The organism is Silvimonas sp. JCM 19000, assembly GCF_054652575.1.
Genome location: NZ_BAAIHC010000001.1, coordinates 262,764 through 283,321 on the forward strand (window position 1 = coordinate 262,764; position 20,558 = coordinate 283,321).

Annotated in this window: 17 protein-coding genes and 1 tRNA gene; 12 read left to right on the top strand and 6 right to left on the bottom strand. The window is 60.3% G+C overall.

The window, feature by feature from the left end:
- Window positions 1-59: 59 nt before the first annotated feature.
- On the top strand, window positions 60-2,183 hold the full coding sequence (locus tag ACYQ1A_RS01195; RefSeq protein ID WP_499359498.1) for a prolyl oligopeptidase family serine peptidase: 2,124 nt from the start codon (window positions 60-62) through the stop codon (window positions 2,181-2,183).
- 189 nt (window positions 2,184-2,372) lie between these two features.
- Here the strand turns inward: ACYQ1A_RS01195 and ACYQ1A_RS01200 are convergent, their stop codons facing one another.
- Complete coding sequence (locus tag ACYQ1A_RS01200) at window positions 2,373-2,738, bottom strand: hypothetical protein (RefSeq protein ID WP_062224309.1); 366 nt, start codon at window positions 2,736-2,738, stop codon at window positions 2,373-2,375.
- Window positions 2,739-2,858: 120 nt separating this feature from the next.
- On the opposite strand from ACYQ1A_RS01200, the gene ACYQ1A_RS01205 reads away from it, so the two are divergent.
- A complete protein-coding gene (locus ACYQ1A_RS01205) occupies window positions 2,859-3,998 on the top strand; it encodes an acyltransferase family protein (protein ID WP_062224307.1) in 1,140 nt (379 codons plus the stop codon).
- A 188-nt stretch (window positions 3,999-4,186) separates the two neighbouring features.
- On the opposite strand, the gene ACYQ1A_RS01210 is transcribed toward ACYQ1A_RS01205, so the two are convergent.
- Window positions 4,187-4,576 (bottom strand): hypothetical protein, encoded by a 390-nt coding sequence (locus ACYQ1A_RS01210; RefSeq protein ID WP_499359500.1) that lies wholly within the window; start codon window positions 4,574-4,576, stop codon window positions 4,187-4,189.
- A gap of 139 nt (window positions 4,577-4,715) precedes the next feature.
- On the opposite strand from ACYQ1A_RS01210, the gene ACYQ1A_RS01215 reads away from it, so the two are divergent.
- From ACYQ1A_RS01215 to ACYQ1A_RS01225, 3 genes are all read left to right on the top strand, one after another.
- Window positions 4,716-5,000: a DUF3761 domain-containing protein gene (locus tag ACYQ1A_RS01215; RefSeq protein WP_499359502.1), complete on the top strand. Its 285-nt coding sequence runs from the start codon at window positions 4,716-4,718 to the stop codon at window positions 4,998-5,000.
- Between the two features lie 89 nt (window positions 5,001-5,089).
- Window positions 5,090-5,926, top strand: coding sequence for an AraC family transcriptional regulator (locus ACYQ1A_RS01220; RefSeq protein WP_062224304.1), 837 nt, complete (start codon window positions 5,090-5,092; stop codon window positions 5,924-5,926).
- Window positions 5,927-5,978: 52 nt separating this feature from the next.
- Window positions 5,979-6,557 carry a LysE family translocator gene (locus ACYQ1A_RS01225; protein WP_499359504.1) on the top strand — a complete coding sequence of 193 codons (579 nt, stop codon included), beginning with the start codon at window positions 5,979-5,981 and terminating at the stop codon, window positions 6,555-6,557.
- 46 nt (window positions 6,558-6,603) lie between these two features.
- Here the strand turns inward: ACYQ1A_RS01225 and ACYQ1A_RS01230 are convergent, their stop codons facing one another.
- Window positions 6,604-7,713 carry a CAP domain-containing protein gene (locus ACYQ1A_RS01230; protein ID WP_499359506.1) on the bottom strand — a complete coding sequence of 370 codons (1,110 nt, stop codon included), beginning with the start codon at window positions 7,711-7,713 and terminating at the stop codon, window positions 6,604-6,606.
- A gap of 86 nt (window positions 7,714-7,799) precedes the next feature.
- A complete protein-coding gene (locus tag ACYQ1A_RS01235; protein ID WP_062223245.1) occupies window positions 7,800-8,564 on the bottom strand; it encodes a substrate-binding periplasmic protein in 765 nt (254 codons plus the stop codon).
- A gap of 207 nt (window positions 8,565-8,771) precedes the next feature.
- Between ACYQ1A_RS01235 and ACYQ1A_RS01240 the strand changes: the two genes are divergently transcribed.
- Complete coding sequence (locus ACYQ1A_RS01240) at window positions 8,772-11,300, top strand: tetratricopeptide repeat-containing diguanylate cyclase (RefSeq protein ID WP_499359509.1); 2,529 nt, start codon at window positions 8,772-8,774, stop codon at window positions 11,298-11,300.
- Between the two features lie 452 nt (window positions 11,301-11,752).
- Here ACYQ1A_RS01240 and ACYQ1A_RS01245 read toward each other — a convergent pair.
- Window positions 11,753-11,829: transfer RNA gene (locus ACYQ1A_RS01245), tRNA-Arg, on the bottom strand.
- Between the two features lie 137 nt (window positions 11,830-11,966).
- Between ACYQ1A_RS01245 and ACYQ1A_RS01250 the strand changes: the two genes are divergently transcribed.
- The 3 genes from ACYQ1A_RS01250 to rraA all read left to right on the top strand — a co-directional run bounded on the left by ACYQ1A_RS01250 (window position 11,967) and on the right by rraA (window position 13,851).
- Complete coding sequence (locus ACYQ1A_RS01250) at window positions 11,967-12,719, top strand: c-type cytochrome (RefSeq protein WP_499359511.1); 753 nt, start codon at window positions 11,967-11,969, stop codon at window positions 12,717-12,719.
- 95 nt (window positions 12,720-12,814) lie between these two features.
- Window positions 12,815-13,297, top strand: a complete 483-nt coding sequence (locus ACYQ1A_RS01255) for a GNAT family N-acetyltransferase (RefSeq protein ID WP_499359513.1) — start codon at window positions 12,815-12,817, stop codon at window positions 13,295-13,297.
- A gap of 74 nt (window positions 13,298-13,371) precedes the next feature.
- Window positions 13,372-13,851, top strand: coding sequence for a ribonuclease E activity regulator RraA (gene rraA / locus ACYQ1A_RS01260; RefSeq protein ID WP_499359515.1), 480 nt, complete (start codon window positions 13,372-13,374; stop codon window positions 13,849-13,851).
- A 12-nt stretch (window positions 13,852-13,863) separates the two neighbouring features.
- Here rraA and ACYQ1A_RS01265 read toward each other — a convergent pair whose 3' ends face one another.
- The gene (locus ACYQ1A_RS01265; RefSeq protein WP_499359517.1) at window positions 13,864-14,499 is read right to left on the bottom strand and encodes a TetR family transcriptional regulator; all 636 of its coding nucleotides are present in this window, start codon (window positions 14,497-14,499) and stop codon (window positions 13,864-13,866) included.
- A gap of 220 nt (window positions 14,500-14,719) precedes the next feature.
- Here ACYQ1A_RS01265 and ACYQ1A_RS01270 point away from each other — a divergent pair, with 220 nt between their 5' ends.
- Genes ACYQ1A_RS01270 through ACYQ1A_RS01280 form a run of 3 tightly spaced genes read left to right on the top strand, consistent with a single transcriptional unit; the run spans window position 14,720 to window position 20,550 of the window.
- Complete coding sequence (locus ACYQ1A_RS01270) at window positions 14,720-15,931, top strand: efflux RND transporter periplasmic adaptor subunit (RefSeq protein ID WP_499359519.1); 1,212 nt, start codon at window positions 14,720-14,722, stop codon at window positions 15,929-15,931.
- Between the two features lie 13 nt (window positions 15,932-15,944).
- Window positions 15,945-19,109, top strand: a complete 3,165-nt coding sequence (locus ACYQ1A_RS01275) for an efflux RND transporter permease subunit (protein ID WP_499359521.1) — start codon at window positions 15,945-15,947, stop codon at window positions 19,107-19,109.
- A complete protein-coding gene (locus ACYQ1A_RS01280) occupies window positions 19,102-20,550 on the top strand; it encodes an efflux transporter outer membrane subunit (protein ID WP_499359523.1) in 1,449 nt (482 codons plus the stop codon). Before ACYQ1A_RS01275 ends, ACYQ1A_RS01280 begins: the two co-directional genes overlap by 8 nt.
- Window positions 20,551-20,558: the final 8 nt, after the last annotated feature.

Sequence of the window (20,558 nt, forward strand, 5' to 3'; positions counted from 1 at the left end):
CGCTGCCTGGCTGGAAGGATTGCGGGTATAAAACCCGCTTCCTTCCTCTCGAGGCTTTTATGTCTGTGAAACCTGCTCTGCTCGCGGCGCTGTTGATCACCGCTGCGACGCAATCCGCCTGGGCGCTGGACTATCCGTCCGCCGCGCGCCAGCCCGTGCTCAATACCTATCACGGCGTGGCGGTCAGTGATGCTTACCAGTGGCTGGAGGACGGGGACAGTGCGGCGACGCGGCAGTGGGTGGCTGGCGAGAACGCACTCAGTCGGCAGTGGCTGGATGCCATTCCGGGGCGCGCCGCGTTGCACCAGCAGATCAAGACCCTGGTCAGCTCCAGTTCCAATGCTTATTACGATTTGATCGAGCGCGGCGGGGTCTGGTTTGCGCTCAAACGCCAGCCGCCCCGGCAACAGCCTTTGCTGGTTACGCTGACCAGCCCGGATGATCTGGCGAGCGAGAAAGTGGTGCTCGATCCGAACACGCTGAGTGCCGACGGCACGGTCACCATCGATTTCTATCTGCCTTCCAACGACGGCAGCAAGGTCGCGCTGTCGCTGTCCGAAAAGGGAAGTGAAGACGGCACCTTGCATGTATTGGATGTGGCCAGCGGCAAAGACAGTGGCGACCGGGTGCCGCGCGCGGCGTATCCCACCGGCGGCGGCACCGTGGCGTGGAATGCCAATGGCAGCGGCCTGTATTACACGCGCTACCCGGCGCCGGGCGAACGCGCCGAGGCGGACAGTCACTTTTATCAGCAAGTGTATTTCCACGCCCTGGGTACGGCGTCCAGCAAGGATCGCTATGAGCTGGGTAAGGATTTTCCGCGTATCGCTGAAACCCGTTTAAGCGCCTCACGCGATGGCCGCTATCTGGCGGCAATGGTGGCCAATGGCGACGGCGGCGAGGCGTCGCTGTATTTCAAGAACACCGCCGGTGGCGGCTGGCACAAACTGGCGGCCGATGCGGCGGGGGTTAAAGACGCTGCTTTTGGCGAAGATGGCTATCTGTATCTGTTGTCGCGTGCAGATGCGCCGCGCGGCAAAGTGTTGCGGCTGGATTTGCACGAGCCTGAGCTCAAGCGCGCGCAAACCGTGCTGGCGCAAGGCGAGGGCACCATCGATCATTTCGTGATCGGCAAAGGGCGTCTGTATGTGGCGGAGCTGGTAGGTGGCCCGTCGCAATTACGTGAAGTTGATTTAAAAACCAGAGCGCAACGCCTGTTGCCCACGCCTGCCGTCAGTGGCGTGGACGATCTGGCCGTGGACGCGCAAGGCCATGTGCTGGCGCGCATCACCAGCTATCTGACGCCAACCGCCTGGTATGCGCTAGACCATGGCGCGCTGCGTAAAACCGCCTTGGCCATTACTTCGGCCGCTGATTACAGCGATAGCGAAATCGTGCGCGAATTTGCCACGGCCAAAGACGGTACGCGGATTCCGCTGAATATCCTCAAGCGTAAAGGCACGCAACTCAACGGGCATAACCCGACCCTGCTGTATGGCTACGGCGGTTACGGCGTGAGCATGACACCGTATTTCAGCGCGGCCACGCGCGTGTGGCTGGAGCGCGGCGGAGTTTATGTGGTGGCCAATCTGCGTGGCGGTGGCGAGTACGGCGAAGCCTGGCATCTGGCGGGCAATCTCACCCACAAGCAAACCGTGTTCGATGATTTTATTGCCTCGGCTGAATATCTGCTCAAAGCCGGTTACACCAGCCCGCAGCAACTGGCGATTATGGGTGGCAGCAACGGCGGCCTGTTGATGGGGGCAACGCTGACGCAACGGCCGGAGTTGTTCCGCGCCGTGGTCAGCCAGGTGGGCATTTACGATATGTTGCGGGTGGAGCTCGACCCGAATGGCGCGTTTAATGTGACCGAGTTTGGTAGTGTGCAAGACCCGGCCCAGTTTGCCGCCTTGTATGCCTATTCGCCGCTGCATCACGTCAAAGACGCCACGGCTTATCCCGCGATCCTGATGCTGACGGGCGACCACGATGGCCGGGTTAATCCCGCGCATTCGCGCAAAATGATTGCGCGCTTGCAGGCTGCGGACCCCGCGGGCAACCCGATTTTGCTGCGGACCAGCGCCACCAGCGGGCATGGGATTGGTACGTCCTTGTCTGAAATGATCGATGAGCAGACAGATCAATATGCATTTTTAATGCACGAACTGGGTATGGATATTTGATTGCGTGACCAGTCACCAAAAACAAAACGCGTCGTAGCGATACGACGCGTTTTTATTTGTGACCAGTCACCAAAATAAAGCACGATTTGATCTTATCTATAAAAATCAAATAATTATGCAAGTAAATTAAAGTCAAAATTCAACTGCAAGAGAGCAGGCCCGCATAGGCGTCACGCCACTGTGCCGGTCTCAGTCACGAATTCGTTGCCAGGTTTCCAGCTCCACGCGCTTGCCATCCTCCCAGCGCTCATTAATCCAGAGGTCGCCTTCCAGCCGTGCGCGAAACGCAAACTGGCGCTGCAGCATGGACGGGTTATACGCCAGCAACGGTGATTCGATATATGCGCCGTCCGCGCCCACTTCATAGCGCCCGGTGGCGCAGCCGTAAAAGCCGGCCGTGCTGCTGGAGGTAAAACTGAAATAACCGTCGACCAACAGCTTGATCGAAGCCACGCCAGCCTGATCGTAATGGGTGACCTGGCCGTTTTCTTCGACAAATTCGCCAGCCAGCAGACGCCAGGCGCCATTCAGATCAGAAGCAGTTTGCAAAGCCATGCAGTGAACTCCTCAAGACAAGAGTGCTCACTCTACGAGTAAATGATGTGTAAGATCGCGCCTCAGTTTGCCCGTCTTGCGATGTAACCGGCGCGGCTTGTTATTGATTGCTTGCAGGTAATGATGACCGCTACTGCACCCCGCCTTTACGGCCTCGATACGCTGCGCGCCGCTGCGATCTCGCTGGTGTTTATGTATCACTACGCCGTGTTCGTCAGTCATCACAACACCTTTGGCGTGCTGAGTGAGATCGGCTGGGTGGGCGTCGATTTGTTCTTTGTGTTGAGCGGTTATCTGATCGCCAACCAGTTGCTGGCTGGCCTGGTGGCGGGCAAGCGCTTGTCGTTCAAAGCGTTTTACGCGCGCCGCGCTTTGCGCACCTTGCCGGTGTACTGGGTCACGCTGGCAGCGTTTTTTTTGCTGCCGGGGCAACTAGGTGGCAACGGGCTGCCGCCGTTGTGGCGCTTTGTGACTTTTAGCCAGAACTGGTGGCTGCAGCCGGGCACGGCGTTTTCGCATGCGTGGTCGCTGTGCATCGAAGAGCAGTTTTATTTGCTGTTGCCGCTGTTGCTTAGTCTGGGCGCCGCCACCCGTTTGCCGCGCCGTGCCGCGTGGTGGGTGTGGAGCCTGCTGCTGGTGGCGGGCATAGCCAGCCGCATCCAGCATTGGTCCGATATCGGGCCGGACCCGGCTGGCCTGACTTATTACAAATACATCTACTTTTCTACGCTGTGTCGGGCCGACGAATTCCTGCCCGGCGTGGGCGTAGCCATGCTGCGCCATCTGCAGCCCGAGCTATGGCAACGCATTACCGCGCACGGCACGCGCAATCTGCTGGCAGGCCTGGTCGCAACCGTGGGCATGTTGTGGCTGGTGCATGCTTATATGTATGTCGATGGTTACGGTTATGGCTTCTGGATGACCGCGCTCGGCTATACCGGGATCGCCTCAGCGTTTGCCTTGCTGGTGATTGCCGCGCTCAGCCCCCGTAGTCTGCTGGCACGTACACGTATCCCCGGCGCGAATCGACTCGCGCTGTGGTCGTACTCGTTCTACCTGGTGCATAAACCGGTGGCGCACGTGGTCAGCCAGCGACTGCAGTCGCTGCACGCCAGTGAATGGCTGCGTTTGCCGCTGGTGCTGGCGGCGTGTTTGCTGGTGGGCTGGCTATTGCACCGCTATGTGGAACAGCCGTTTATGGCCTTGCGGCAGAAGCGGGTGCCCGCACAATTCGGCCTGGCTCGCGCCGCAGCGGGCTGAGCCGATGCCGATGATGCGTGCGCGGATTTGTTCCGGCTGCGCCGTTGCGCTTGTGAAGCACTTCACCGCTGGCGGCTGCGCCTGCCATGTCTGGCGCCGCGCGCCGCTATAGTGGTCTCTGCAAGCCGTGCAGGGCTTGGTTTTACCGCATAACCCGTGGCCCGCCCCAGGCCACGGGTCTTTTTTTGTCAGCCGGGCAAGCGCTGCAAGCGGCCTTTGTGTAACTCACACATCAAGGGCTTGCCTTGCACCGGTTTGATCTCGGCAATCAGCAGCAAATACAGCTCCAGCAAATGCAGCTGGCCTTTGCCTGCATAAATCATCACGTGACGCCGCCCCTGCGCCACCACCTTGCCGCGATAGAGATTGCTTTCATTAAAGCGCACGCGGCCCAGTCGGAACCACGAACGGAATTTCATTTCCAGAACGCCGCGCTCCATGGTCTCGCGCTCCAGCTCGGCGTGATCTTTTTCAACAAATACCAGCGACACACGCAGATCTTTGCGATTGAACACGGCCCAGCCGGTGCGGATTTCATCGGCGGTACGTTTGATATAGTAATTGGCTTGCGTGCTCACTCTGTACTGTCCTGCAGCTTGCGCCTGCCCGTAGGCGCTACGCCGAATGTGGAATTTTGCGACAATGTCCGCAAGTGCGAAGTTGTATCCGCCCTACGTTTTGATACGACCGCCGTTGCGTATAAGGAGTTTAGGTTAGATGAAACACTGCATCGTGGCATTGCTGATGGCGCTGAGTATGCTGCCGGGCTGGGCGCGTATCAGCGTGGAAAAAGCCTCTGGCCCTGCCGCCGACACGGTGATCGAGCAGGGCACGTATATCAACAAGGCGGGCCATGTGGTGCACAAACCGGCGCATACCATAGGCGGCTCCGCCCCGGCCGGCGCCACCGCCCACTGTGGCGACAATACCTACAGCTTCAGCCAGAACCGGCGCGGCACCTGCAGCCATCATGGTGGTGTGGCTGACTGGTTGGTCAATTAGGCCATCGCTGGCGTGCGCGCTGCACAAATCTTCCAGACCGGTTCGAGTCATGTGGCTACAGTCGCCATTCTGGCGAAGGAATCGGCGCAATGAGCGAGAACAACTGGATCAATCTGTTCAAGGATGCCGACACCGGCATCGAGACGCTGCACGCGCATTTTGAAGGCCATGCTTACGATCCGCACTGGCACGACAGCTATCTGGTCGGCTTTACCGAAACCGGTGTGCAGCAATTTGATTGCCGCGGTCAGCGCCATACCAGTACGCCCGGTGGCGTGTTCATGCTGGAACCGGGCGAAATCCACGATGGCGAGGCGCCGGCCGCAGCGGGTTTTACTTATCGCACTTTGTATATCGATCCGCACTGGTTCGAGCGCGAATTACGCGTGCTGTTTCCGGACGCGGCCTCCACTGCGCAAGCTGGTTTTACCCATACGCTGGCGACTGATCTGTCCCTGGCGCACGCCATCGCTGGCGCGTGGGATAGTCTGCAGCAGCCAGAATTGCGCATCGTGCGCCAAGGCGTGCTGGATCGCTTTCTGGCCCGGCTGACGCCGCATCTGCAGTGGCGGATTCCGCTACAGCAAGACCCGCGCTTGCCCGTCGTGGCCCGCCGCACCCGCGATTATCTGCACGCGCATCTGGCTGACGATATTGATCTGGATACGCTGGCGCATGTGGCGGGGGTGGATCGCTTTCGCCTGTCGCGCGCCTTCAAGGCCGCGTACGGGCTGGCACCGCATGCTTATCTGGTGCAATTGCGGCTGGCGCGGGCACGACATTTACTGGCGCAAGGGCATACGCCTGTCCAGGTGGCCAGTGCGCTGGGTTTTGCCGATCAAAGCCATCTCGGGCGCTGGTTTATGCGCGCTTATGCCATGACGCCAGCCCATTACCGCAAGCGCTGCACGAACCTTCCAGACTGAAAGCAGCGCGCCCGGCATGCTCAACACTCGTTCTGTGTTGAGGTGCTGTGTGATGAATCAAATCTGGCCTTTTTTGTTGTTCAGCCTGGTGGCGTCAATTACGCCGGGTCCGACCAATGTTCTGGTCTTGGGGCAAAGCGCGCGCTACGGGCTGCGCCAGGCCTTGCCACTGGTGGTGCTGGCGGGCGCGGCTGCCGCGTCCATGATTGTGCTGGTGGGGGTGGGTCTGGGCGAAGTGGCGCGCTGGGCGCCGCTGGTACGCACTGCGCTGACCTGGCTTGGCGCGTTGTGGCTAAGCTGGATGGCAATCCAGTTGTGGCGCGCGGCCGACATGCAATTGTCGACCGACCACGCCAGCAAGCCGGTGCCAGCTTGGCAGGCGGCGGCATTGCAGCTGATCAATCCCAAAAGCTGGGTGATGGCGCTGACCGTAACCAGCGTGTTTGGTCACGCGGGCGCGCTGTGGCAGCTGGCTTTGTTGTTCTGGCTGATGTCGCTGCCGTGTATGGGCATGTGGGCGGCGTTAGGCGCGACGGCGCAGCGGCTGTTGCCGTCGGCGCGCGCAATGGGCCGGTTTAATCGCAGCATGGCGGTGCTGTTGCTGGCATCGACATGGCTGGCCATTCTGTAAATAAAAAGGGCGGCACGATGCCGCCCTTGCCGTGGCTGGGTGGAGCCTAGGGTGTGACAAAGGTGACGCTGTAACTAAAGCTGTGCGCCACACCGCCAATCAGGACATTGCTGATCACGACATTGATTCGGGTATCGCCCGGGTTGCGATCCCACCCGGTGGCGCTGCTGCTGATGTTCCAGCCGTAAGTATTGTCGCCGTAGCCCGCATCGAGCGCGGCCGCGCCGGTGGTGGCGATGGCGTTGCCCGCGTCGTCGGTGAGCGTGACCGCGGCGGAAGAAAAATCCGCGCCCGGATACGAGAACGACCATTGCTGCGCTGGCGCGGAGACTGGCCGTGGCACATAACCGGCAGGCGGCCACGCGATGCCGTTGGCTGGCGTGTACACCGCGCCGACATTGCCAATCACATAAAGAGCGTTGGCACGCGGCGTGTCACCGGTGCCCACAGCGGACAGGCGCGAATACAACACCCAGCGCCGATGGCCCAAGGAGGTCACGCCGCCATCGCTCACATACAGACCGATGCCGCCTATGCCGCTATTCAATATGCCGCTGCTCATGGCCAGGTTGGATTTGCCGGCCGCCGTTGCGCCGACGCTGCTGTAGCAGGTCCAGGTGGTGGGCGGGGAATGGCTGAGCTGGCTGTTGGCATCCATCATCAGGGCGGCGGCTTGCGCCTGAGTGGATTCCTCCAGCGACAGGGTGACATTGCCAGGCAAGCCTGCCATGGCGCGGTAGTAATTCAGCAAACGTACTTCGGCATTCTTGTAGCTGAGCGGGGTGTCGCCGGGCGCGCAGCTGCTGACGCTGCCGGTCCAGCTGAAGGCGGTGGCTTTGAGCGGCACCAGGCTGTCTTGATAACGGGCAATGACTTCGCTGCGGTTGCTGGTATCGATAGCCGCAAAGCTGGTGCTGTCGCCACTCGGTGCGGGGGTAGGCGTTGCGGTGGGCGTGCTGCTTGGTGCCGGGGTCGGTGTCGGCGTAACGGCGCTGGTGGGGGTGGGTGTGGCGGTGACTGTTGCGCCGCTGCTGCTATTGCTGCTGCCGGCGCTGACGCTGGTGCTGCTGCCATCGCTGCCACCGCCGCCGCACGCCGCCAGCATTAACGCCATCGGCAGGGCCAGCCAGGTCTTTTGTATCGCGTTGTAAGTCATTGCATGTCTCCGCAAGGTTGTGCGGATCATAACGGTGGCTTACAGCCTGGCCGGATATCGGTGATGGCCGTCACAGCCAGCGCAGGCTAACGCGGTACCGGGTGGTCGCGCAAATAATCGGCGATATAGCGATCGTATTCGCCGCTGCGCTTGAGCTGTTGCAGGCCGAGGTTGAACTGGTGGATGACAAACGCGGCATCTTTGCGCCGCACCGGAACCATCAAATGCAGTGAGTTGCCCACAAACGGCTGTTCGGAATGCACCAGCTTGCCGCGCGGCATGCTGCGCATGACCACGCCGCCAGCGGCGTCGTTGGCAAGAAAGAAATCGGCCCGGCCCATCAGCACCATGCGCGCACAGGCATCCAGATTGGCCGGTTGCTGGATGCCACGTACCGGCCCCAGTTTTGCTTCTGCCTGCACGCCCACGGCATAACCTTGCGGCACGCACTGGATGTGCCGCGCCAGTTCTTCGGGCGGGGCATTGGCCAGTTCTGGCCGCGCATACACCCAGGTGGTGACGGTGTAGAGCTCTTCGCTATACACAAACCGTTTGCTGCGCTCGGCGGTGCGTACATAGGGATAAGTCGCGGCAAATACGCCATTGGCGCTATCGAGTTCCGAGCGCCGCCATGGCAGCCACGTCAGTTGCACCTGAATGCCGCGTAACGCAAAAGCGCGCCGGACGATGCCGGTGAGCATGCCGCCATCGGGCAGGTTGCTGTCGGCAAACGGCGGGTAATCGGGGCCGGACGAGACTTCAAGTTGTTGTCCGATCTCGGCGCTGACCGGGGCGCAGAACGTGGCCAACAACAAGGCGACCGCCGAAATGGCCCACGGCCGGATACGCATGAATGTGCTCGCTGTGCGGTGAATGTTTGAATTGCGAGGCTGGCGTCGCGCAGGGATTTTTCAGCATGGCACGTGGCGGCCCGAGTGCAAACCAACATGGCGCTGGCCGGGTTGGCGCGCCGCAGTGTAGCGCGATCGCCGCAGCGTGGGCGGTCGTCAGTGCCGCGCTGGCAGCACATTCTGCCGCCGCGCGCTATTCTTCAGGACATGAAACTTTACGCCGCCCGCTCTCATGTTGCCGCGCTGCGCCAGACCCTGGCCGCCACGTCCACGTCGCGTGCCGAATTGTTGCTGGAGCTTGCCTGGCTAACGCGGCAGGACGAACCCGAGCAGGTTGAAGCCTTGCTGATGCAACTCGAGCCCGTAGTCGGCATCGAGGCGCTTGCGCGCGTATTGCTGATCCGGGCCGAACTGGCCTGGTTGGCTGCGCGGCTGGATGAAGCGCATGAACTGATCCTGCAAGCCGATGCCGGTTTTGCCACCGTCAACCATCGTGCCGGGCGGGGCGATGTTGCCTTGCTGCGTTCGCGCGTCGCGCATGATCAGGGCCGGCCGGATGATCGCCAGTTGGCGCTGGATCAGGCGCTGGCATGGTATCAACAGGCGGATGATCTTTATCGACAGACTGCCTGCCGCGTGTGGTTAGCGGTGGACCAGGCGTTTTTGAGCCAACCGGCGGCACTGGCGCTGGCCTCGTCGGATGTGCATGCACATTTTCCGGATGACCCGGCGCTGAATGGCTTGCTGTATTACGCGCGCGGCTTGTTCCAGTTTATCGAGGGCGAATACCAGGCGTGTCGTCCCGCATTTGATGAAGGCGCGCGCTTGTTGCTGGATGCCGGGCTGGTGCGGCAGGTCTTGCCTTGCCTGGCGAATGCTGGTGGCGCAATGGGTAATCTGGGCGATACCGGCACGCAAACCCTGTATGTCGAACAAGCGTTGACGCTGGCGCGGCCACGGCGCTGGCCGCTGAATATGGGGGCTGCGCTCTATACCTTGTCCGACGTGTATCAGACGCTGGGCCAGCTTGAGCAAGCCTTGAAAGCTGCGCGCGAGGCACGGCAATGGCTGCAGCCGCTGCGGCGCTCACGGGTATTTGTCATTGCGGTGGCGTTGTTGGGCGAGGTTTGCGCGCGCCTGCACTTGCTGCCGGAATCGCGCAGCGCATTTGAAGAAGCGCTGCAGGCGGCGGAGGCGGGCGGCCATCTGGATATACTGCCGCGCGTGTTGTCCGGGCTGGCTGAATGTCTGGAGCGCTTGGGCGAGATAGACGAAGCCTTGCGCCTGGCGCACGGCGCCTTGCAAGTGCCGACGTTGATCGATTTTGAAAACCGCCATCGCGCCTTGCTGGCTTTGGCGCATATCTATACCCGTCATCCTGATTTGCCCGGGCCGTCTGAACAGACAGCGCCCAGCCCCGCTCTGCATTATCTCGATCTGGTGGCGGCCCAACGCTCGGCCGACTGGCAGCCTGAGGACGATTATCTGGCGACCTGTGCGCTGGCATGGGAGCAGGCGGGCGATCCGGTCAAGGCCTTGTTTTACGAGCGTAAACGCATCGAGGCGCTTAATCGCGAAAACACCCAGCGCGCCACGCGCCAGATTGCCACTACCTCGGCGCGGCACGAGGCGGAAAACGCGCAGCGTGAGGCGGCGTACCAGCGTGAATTGCTGGCCACCGAGCGGCGCAAACTGGCCATCCTGGAGAGCCTGGGCGCCATCGGCCAGGAAATCACCGCCACGCCGGATCTGAACGCCATTTTTGCCACCTTGTCGCGGCACGCCGGGACTTTGCTGGACGTGGCAGGGTTGCGCGTATGGTTGCTGGAGGGCGACAAGCTGGTGCCGGCTTATTCGGCTGAGGGCGAGAACAAAACGCCGGGGCCGGTGGTGGCGCTGGATGATCCGGCCTCTAACAGCGCCCGCGCTTTCCGCGAGCGTCGCGAATTGTTGGTGGAGTTCGGCCCGGACGAAGTTGATCCGCGCCATATACCCGGCACCTTGCCCATGCACACGCTGTTGTTTGCCCCACTCACCGTGGGTAGTCGCATGCTGGGCGTGATATCTATCCAGTCCGGACGTGTGCACGCTTATGGCGAAGTCGAACAACTGGTGTTTCGCAATATCGCGGCCTACAGCGCCGTAGCCTTGGGTAATGCGCTTAATTATCAGATGCTGAGCGCATCGCACCAGGAGCTGGTGCAAACGCAAGAAGAACTGGAGCGTCACGCCACCGTGGATGCGTTGACTGGCCTGCATAACCGGCGCTATCTGATGTGGTGTGCCGCGCGCAGCGTGGAGCGTGCCACCCGCACACGCCAGCCGTTGACGCTGCTGATGGTCGACCTCGATTTCTTTAAAAGCATCAATGACAGCCACGGCCATGCCGCCGGCGACCTTGCTCTGACCGAAGCCGCCCGCATCCTGAAAACCTGCGTGCGCCCCGACGATGTGGTGGCCCGTTACGGCGGCGAAGAGTTTGTGTTGCTGCTGCCCGGCACCCTCTTGCCCCGCGCCGCCGAAGTGGCCGAACGCATCCGCCTGGCCATCGCCCGGCAATCCATGGACTTCGAAGACCTGCGCCTGCGCGTTACCGTCAGCATCGGCGCCGCCGACTGGCAGCCCGGCGAACCGGATCTGGACAATACATTGCGCAGAGCGGACCAGGCCTTGTATCTGGCTAAGGCGGCGGGGAGGAATACGGTAAAGGTGGCTGCGGCAACTGGAGCGGAGTGAGATGGCGCGGCGATTGTGGCGTTACGAACAGGGCCGTGGCGTCGCCAAAGTGGACGGGGGCCATCAACGACCGCAGGTCCCGGTAATAAACGATACAACGCAGTACCTTGCATGGGGTGGGTCAAGACCCACCCTCCATAGCTGCATGAGCGGTGGTGCGATCTTGATATGCCACTTTGGGTGGTGGGTCTAGACCCACCGTATGGCAGTAGCTTCTAGATGCGCCAGTGCCAACAAAAAGCGGCAGCGCAGCGCCCCGCACGAATGCAAGGCGACAGCGCAGCGCATCGCCGCAACAAAAGAAGTTGAATCACCAAGGTATCGGGGCCGCTGCAGTGCGGCCAGGTTGCGTACCGCCGGAGCGGAGTAAGCGGAGTGGGCTGGATGCCCATGAGCATTGCGAGCACCGCCGGGACGCAAGATGGCCGTGCTGCAGCGGACTAACAAATGATTGGTGCGCCCGACAGGGATCGAACCTGTGACCTTCAGCTTCGGAAACTGACACTCTATCCAACTGAGCTACGGGCGCACTCGCAGTGAGGGCCGGATAATAACGCGTTTGTTTCGCAGCGTCTATGCGCTTTCCCGCGGTGGGCCTTGTCGGTATAATTCGCCGCAATTCTGATTTTAACCTTCGCAACACGAACAACTAAAAGGGATGGCAGCATGAGCGGTTCGAACGCTTCCGGAGTCAAGAGCATTGTTGGCCTGCTTGTTGCGGCACTGATCGGAGTGCCGCTGTTTATTTTCATGGTGGTCAAATTGTTCACCGCCGGTAGCGGTGTCGATCTGGGCCTGTCGACCATGACCAACGAAGCCATTTCGGCACGCCTGCAACCCGTTGGCGTCAGCAAGATTGTCGATAGCGCGCCTCCGGGCTCGCGTACTGGCAAGATGGTCTTTGAAGCGGTCTGTATTGCCTGTCACGGCGCGGGCCTGGCCGGCTCGCCCAAGTTTGGCGATGCAGGCATGTGGGGCCCGCGTATTGCCAAGGGTTTCGACACCCTGATCGACCACGCTTTGCACGGCTTTAATGCCATGCCGGCACGTGGTGGCGCGGCTGACCTGACCGACGATGAAGTGAAGCGCGCCGTGGCTTATATGGCCAATGCGGGTGGTGCCAAGTTTGTGGCGCCGGAACCGGCAGCGGGTGCGGGTGGTGCGGTAGACCCTGAAACCAAGGGCAAAGAAGTATTCGAAAGCACCTGCAAGGCTTGCCACGGTACTGGCCTGCTGGGCGCACCCACCTTCGGTGACAAAGGTCAGTGGGCGGCCAAGCTCAACGGCAAAGACCCCAACGCTGTCATCGAAAACGTGCTGAAAAACGGCAATGGTCAAATGCCGGTCAAAGGCGGCTACTCGGGTACGGATGATGAATTCCGCGCCGCCGCTCACTACATGATCAACCACGCCAAATAAGCGTTTCTGATCGTTAATCAGTAAAAAAACGGGCGACCTCAGTGTCGCCCGTTTGCTTTGGTACTTTTACCAAACCGCTCCCGCAGGAAAAAACCATGTCTCTGACCCCCGTTATCCGCAATGCCACTCCCGCCGATGTCCCCGCCATTCTGCAAATGGTGGCCGAACTGGCCGAATTTGAAAAACTCACCCATTTGCTGGATATGAGCGAACAGCGCTTGCAAGAAGATTTGTTCGGTGCCCGGCCAGTGGTTTATGCCGTGGTGGCCGAAGTAGAAAGCAGCGTGCAGGCGTTTGCGCTCTATTTTGAAAACTACTCGACCTTTCTGACCCGGCGCGGCCTGTATCTGGAAGATTTATACGTACGCCCGGCGATGCGTGGGCTGGGTCTGGGCGAAACCCTGCTCAAACATCTGGCCCGCATCGCCTTTGAGCGCGGCTATGGCCGCTTTGACTGGAGCGTGCTCGACTGGAACGCAAACGCCATTCGTTTTTATCAGAGCCTTGGTGCCGATGTGCTGCCTGACTGGCGCATTTGCCGCGTAACCGGCGATGCCCTGGCCCGGCTGGCCAGCTAAAGCAGCAAACCCGGCTGGCGCGGCGGGTGGCTGCTAAGATGCAGAACATCCCTATAACCTGAGATTGCCGCGCCATGCCGATTGCTACTGCCGATTTGATCGATGCCGTGCCCGACGCGCCGTCTTGCGATACGCAGTTTCTGCATTACGGCCGCAAGCTGAAGATGGAAGGGCGCATCCGCACAGTGCGTGTCGCGGGCGACAATGCGCTGGTCAAGCAAACGCTGGCAACAGCCGGAGCCGGTGCAATCCTGGTGGTGGATGGCGGCGGCTCGCTGCATAGCGCGCTGGTAGGCGACGTGATCGCCAATCTGGCGCTCGAGCATGGCTGGGGCGGTCTGGTGATTTATGGTGCGGTGCGCGACGCCGCGGTATTGCAGACGCTGTACTTCGGCATCAAGGCGCTAGGCACCAATCCCCGCAAAAGCGCCAAAGCGGGCGCGGGTGAGCTCGATGTGGCGGTGGGCTTTGGCGGCGTCACCTTCACGCCGGGGCACTATTTATATAGTGATGAAGACGGCATCGTCGTCTTGCCCGAGCCCTGGGCCATTTGATCAATGCGCAATTCAGGCGCGTTGCAGCGACGGGCTCAGCCGCAGCATATCGATGTAGCCCTCCAGCATGATCTCGGCTTCATGCTGCAAATCAAAGCGCTCTGGCTCGAACAACCACAGGCCCAAGCTGCCGGTGAGCAGACTGTGCAACATCACCTCCGCCCGTGCCACATTGAGCATGGCGGGCATCTGGCCACGCGCGATGGCCTGTTCCAGCAAACCGCGCACTCGGGCCGCGCCATCCCGCATGGCCCGGTGGCGACGTTGCACTACTTCATCAATGTCTTCGGTGTATTCGCACTTGTTGAACAGCACGTCAAATACGCGGCGCTGACGTTCGTCGGTGGCCGTTTCGGACAGCACCTTGACGATGCCCTGACGGAGCTGGCTCAATGGGTCTTGATACAAACCGTTCTCGTCCGGTTCAAGCAGAGCCTCCATCGGCAGACAGATTCGATCAGCCATGGCATTGAACAAGTCAGACTTGTTTTTGAAGTGCCAATAGATGGCGCCCCGCGTCAAACCGGCCGCATCGGCGATGTGGTGCAGTGAAGTTCGGGCAACGCCTTGTGCACTGAACAGACGTTCAGCCGTTTCAAGAATCAGCGCGCGGGTTTCTTGCGCTTCTTCTTTGGTTTTTCTGGCCATGCTTTTGAACCTTTGAAGTCAGTCCCGGTCTGGTTTCCGGCTGAATAGTAAAATCCTAAATTATTTTCGGGCTCATACATACATCCGCGAATGTATGTATGTTACGATCCGCTGCGACTTTTTACCAATGGTCGTTATCCAGGTCGGCGCAGACCGGCCCGCTGATGACTTTGCGGCGACACTTTTTTGACCTCTCTACTTGAATCTCACGGGGACGCACATGCGTGAAAACAAGACTCCATTCCGCTTACGCCTTGCCACGGTGGCCGCTCTTGCGGCCATCGCGACACTGAGTGCCTGCGGTGAAAAGCCGGCGCAGCAAGCGCCGTCCGGCCCGCCTGAAGTAAACACGGTGGCGGTCAGCCAGGGCAGCCTGCCGCTGACCACTGAACTGCAAGGCCGTGTCAATGCGGTACGCGTGGCTGAAGTCCGCGCACGTGCGGCCGGTATCGTGCTGAAGCGTACTTTTGAAGAAGGCTCCGACGTCAAGGCGGGGCAAGTGCTGTTCCGGATTGATCCGGCTCCGATGCAAGCCGCGCTCGATAGCGCGAAAGCCTCGCAAGCGAATGCCGAAGCCGCCCTGGCGCAAGCCAAGCTGGTGGAAGGCCGCTATCGCGATCTGGTCACCGTTAACGCCGTGTCCAAGCAGGATTACGACAATGCCCTGATCGCCGTCAAACAAGGTGAAGCGCAAGTGGCCTCGTCCAAAGCGCAAGTCACCAGCGCCAACCTGAACCTGGGCTACACCACGGTCACTTCGCCGATCTCCGGCACGGTGGGCAAGGCGCAAGTCACTGAAGGCGCCCTCGTTGGTCAAGGCGAAGCAACCCTGCTGGCCACCGTGACCCAGACCGATCCGATCTATGTCGACGTCACCCAGTCCAGCACCGAATTGCTCAAGCTGCGCCGCGCGCTGCAGTCGGGCAAGGTCAAGGGCGCTCAGGGCTCGACCGCTGAAGTGTCGCTGATCCTGGAAGACGGCAGCACCTACAGCCAGAAGGGCAAGTTGCTGTTCTCCGACATCACTGTCGATCAAACCAGCGGCATGGTCACGCTGCGTGCTGAATTCCCGAACCCGCATCATGACTTGCTGCCGGGTATGTATGTGCGGGCCAAGGTGGCGCAAGCCGTGCAGGACAACGCCATTACCGTGCCGCAAATGGCCGTGCAGCGTGGCCCGACCGGCAATGCCAGCGTGATGGTGGTTGGCGCCGACGGCAAGGTTGAAGCGCGTCCGATTACCACCGGTGCCGCCGTGGGTAATGTGTGGGTGGTCAGTAGCGGTCTCAAAGCCGGCGAGCAAGTGATTGTGGCCGGCCTGCAGAAGGTCAAACCGGGTGCGCAAGTGAAAGCCGTGCCTGCAGCAGATGCTTCGGCACCTGCCGCTGCGCCTGCTTCCGCTGCAGCCTCGGCCACCGCCGCCGCAAACTGATCGGGAGTCTCACATGGCAAGATTTTTTATTGATCGCCCGATCTTTGCGTGGGTGATCGCCATCGTCATCATGATGGCCGGGATATTGGCAATGCGTACCTTGCCGATCTCTCAATATCCGACGATTGCGCCGCCGTCCGTAGCCATTACCGCCACTTACCCGGGCGCATCGGCCAAGACGGTGGAAGACACGGTCACGCAGGTGATCGAGCAACAGATGAACGGGATCGACAACCTGCTGTACATGGCGTCGACCAGTGATTCATCGGGTTCGGTGTCGATTACGCTGACGTTCAAGGCCGGGACCAACCCGGACATCGCGCAAGTGCAGGTGCAGAACAAGCTGCAACTGGCCACGCCGTTGCTGCCGCAAGAAGTGCAGCAGCAGGGTATCAAGGTTGCCAAAGCCACCAAGAACTTCATGATGGTGCTGGGCTTTGTATCCGAAGATGGCAGCATGAACCGCAATGACCTGGGCGATTATCTGTCGGCCAACGTCAAAGACCCGATCAGCCGCGTGCAGGGTGTGGGTGATATCCAGGTGTTTGGCTCGCAATACGCCATGCGCATCTGGCTGGATCCCAACAAACTGGCCAGCTATCAACTGACCGCGCTGGATGTCAGCAATGCCATCTCGGCGCAGAACGTGCAGGTTTCGGCGGGTCAATTGGGCGGTGCGCCGGCCATACCCGGGCAAGAACTGAATGCCACGATTACTGCGCAAACGCGTCTGCAAACCGCGGCCGAGTTCGACCAGATTCTGCTCAAGGTCAATACCGACGGCAGCCAGGTGCGGCTGAAAGACGTAGCGCGTTCAGAACTGGGTGGTGAAGACTATTCGGTTGTGAGTCGCTACAACGGCAAGCCTGCGTCCGGTCTGGCTATCAAGCTGGCCACTGGCGCCAACGCGCTTGACACTGCCAACGCCGTACGCGCCAAGGTGGACGATCTTTCGCGCTACTTCCCGCAAGGGCTGAAGGTGGTTTATCCGTACGACACCACCCCCTTCGTCAAGCTGTCGATTGAAGACGTGGTCAAGACGCTGCTTGAAGCCATCGTGCTGGTGTTCCTGGTGATGTACCTGTTCTTGCAGAACTTCCGCGCCACGCTGATCCCGACGATCGCCGTGCCGGTGGTGTTGCTGGGTACCTTCGGCATTCTGTCGATCGCGGGTTTCTCAATCAACGTACTGACCATGTTCGGGATGGTGCTGGCGATTGGTCTGCTGGTCGATGATGCCATCGTGGTGGTCGAGAACGTTGAGCGGGTGATGAGCGAAGAAGGTTTGTCGCCCAAAGAAGCCACGCGCAAATCGATGGACCAGATCACCGGCGCCCTGGTCGGTATTGCGCTGGTGTTGTCGGCCGTGTTTGTGCCGATGGCGTTCTTTGGCGGCTCCACCGGTGCGATTTATCGCCAGTTCTCCATCACCATCGTCTCGGCCATGGCCCTGTCGGTGCTGGTTGCGCTGGTACTGACACCGGCACTGTGCGCCACCATGCTCAAGCCGATCCAGAAAGGTCACCACGCCAAAGACACCGGTTTCTTCGGCTGGTTTAACAACAAGTTCGACGCTGCCAACCTGCGTTATCAGTCGGCCGTGGGTGGGGTGATTCGTCGCTCGATCCGCTTCTTCCTGATCTACGTGGTGATCATCGGCATCATGGCCTTCCTGTTTATCCGTATGCCGACCGCGTTCTTGCCGGATGAGGATCAGGGCATTCTGTTTACTCAGGTGCAGTTGCCGGTGGGTGCCACGCAGGAGCAAACGCTCAAATCGATCGTCAAGATGGAAAACCATTTCCTGCAAAACGAAAAGAGCGATGTCGAGTCGGTGTTCTCGGTGGCGGGCTTCAGCTTTGCCGGTCGTGGTCAGAACATGGGTCTTGCCTTTGTGCGCCTGAAAGACTGGAGCGTACGTGGCGATAAAGACCAGAAGGTAACGGCCATTGCCAACCGCGCCATGGGTGCATTTGCCCAGTACAAAGAAGCAATGGCATTTGCTTTTGCCCCGCCTGCCGTGCTGGAACTGGGTAACGCCACCGGTTTCGACTTGCAGTTGCAGGATCGTGGTGGTGTCGGACATGACAAGCTGATCGAAGCACGCAATATGTTGCTGGGTATGGCGGCGAAAAACCCCAACCTGGTGGCAGTGCGCCCGAACGGTATGGAAGACACGCCGCAGTACAAGATCGAAGTTGACCAGCAAAAAGCTTCGGCGCTGGGCCTGAGTCTGTCGGACGTCAACAAGACGCTGTCGACCGCGTGGGGCTCGTCCTATGTCAATGACTTCATTGATAAAGGCCGCGTGAAGAAGGTCTATGTGCAATCCGACGCACCGTTCCGCATGCTGCCGCAAGACGTGGACAAATGGTACGTGCGTAACGCCAAGGGTCAGATGGTGCCGTTCTCTGCCTTCTCGACCGCGCACTGGATCTACGGTTCGCCCAAGCTGGAACGCTACAACGGTATTTCTTCTGTCGAAATTCTGGGTGCTCCGGCCCCGGGCAAATCGACCGGCGATGCCATGACCGAAGTCGAAAACATGATTGCCAAACTGCCGCCTGGCATAGGCTATGAGTGGACCGGCTTGTCGTATGAAGAAAAAGCCTCCGGCTCGCAAGCGCCGATGTTGTACGCGATTTCGCTGGCAGTGGTGTTCTTGTGTCTGGCCGCGCTGTATGAAAGCTGGGCGATTCCGTTCTCGGTGATGCTGGTGGTGCCGCTGGGTGTGATAGGCGCGCTGCTGGCCGCAACGGGCCGTGGCTTGTCCAATGACGTGTATTTCCAGGTGGGTCTGTTGACCACCATCGGCCTGTCCGCCAAGAACGCCATTCTGATCGTGGAATTTGCCAAGGAACTGCATGAAGGCGGCAAGTCGCTGTACGACGCCACCATCGAAGCGGTGCGCATGCGTTTGCGTCCGATTCTGATGACCTCGATTGCGTTTATCCTGGGCGTGTTGCCGCTGGTGATTGCCAACGGCGCGGGTTCGGGCAGCCAGAACGCCATCGGTACCGGTGTAGCGGGCGGCATGATTACCGCCACCGTGCTGGCCATCTTCTTTGTGCCGCTGTTCTTTGTGGTGGTAAACCGCTTCTTCCATATCCCGGATGCACCGACGGAAGATACCCCGGCCCAAGCCTTGCCGGCGCCGGAGGGAGACAAACATGACTAAGCAATTGTTTCTGGTCACCGCGCTGGCGGCCGCGCTGAGCGCGTGCACGCTGGCCCCGACCTACCAACGCCCGGCCAGTCCGGTGGGTGCTTTTCCCACCGGCGGTGCTTATGGCGATAACGTGGCGACGCAAGGCAAAACGTTGGCGGCCGACATCGGCTGGCAAGATTTCTTTGCTGACGCGCGTCTGCAAAAGCTGATCGAGCTGTCGCTGCAAAACAACCGCGACCTGCGCGTGGCTGTGCTGCAAGTCGAACAAGCCCGCGCGCAATATCAGATCAGCCGCGCGGATTTGTTCCCGACCGTCAATGCGGCGGCCGATGGCACCCGTGCCCATACGCCCGCCAATATGAACACGTCGGGTCGCGAAGTGACGGGCAACAGCTTTAGCGCCAACCTCGGCTTTACCGCCTATGAGCTTGATCTGTTCGGCCGCGTGCAAAGCCTGAAGAACGCTGCGTTGGAAACCTATTTCGGCACCGCCGAAGCGCAAAAGACCGCGCAGATTACGCTGGTGTCCGAAGTGGCCAGCCAGTACCTGACCGTGCTGTCGGCCGAGGCGCAACTGAACCTGGCCAACGAAACGCTCAAGTCCTATCAGGCCAGTTTTGATCTGACCAAACGCCGCTTTGATGTGGGTGCCGCTTCGGCGCTCGATCTGGCTTCGGTACAGTCGCAACTGAACACGGCGCAAGGTGCAGCGGCTTCGGCCATCCAGCAAAAATCGCAAGCCGAAAACGCGTTGGCCTTCTTGATTGGCCAACCGTTGCCGGCCGATCTGCCGCCGGAACCCAAGCTGGGTGACGAGCAGATGCTGGCCGATCTGCCGGCCGGTTTGTCCAGCGATCTGCTGGAACGCCGTCCCGACATTGTCCAGGCCGAGCATGCGCTGAAGGCGGCCAACGCCAATATCGGTGCCGCACGCGCTGCGTTTTTCCCGACCATTACGCTGACGGGGGCTTATGGTTCGTCCAGCCCGGCGCTGAGCGGTCTGTTTGGCAGCGGCCAGAGTGCATGGAGCTTCGGCCCCAGCATTACCATGCCGATCTTTGACGGTGGCCGTAACAGCGCCAACCTCGACGTCGCCAACACCGCGCAGAAGATCGCCGTGGCGCAATACGAAAAGTCGATCCAGTCGGCTTTCCGTGAGGTGTCGGATGGTCTGGTGGCACGCCACCAGCTGGATGACCAGATCAAGGCGCAATCCGATCTGGTGCAGGCTGAAAGCACGCGCTACAACCTGTCGCAACTGCGTTACGACAAAGGCGTAGACAGTTATCTGTCGACGCTGGATTCGCAACGCTCGCTGTTCACGGCGCAACAAAGCCTGATCAGCCTGCAGTTGTCGCGTCTGACCAACCTGGTGACCTTGTACAAGTCATTGGGCGGCGGTTGGGTTGGTAAAACCGGCGAAGCGCCAGCGGAAGTCGCAAGCAAGTAATTCACGCA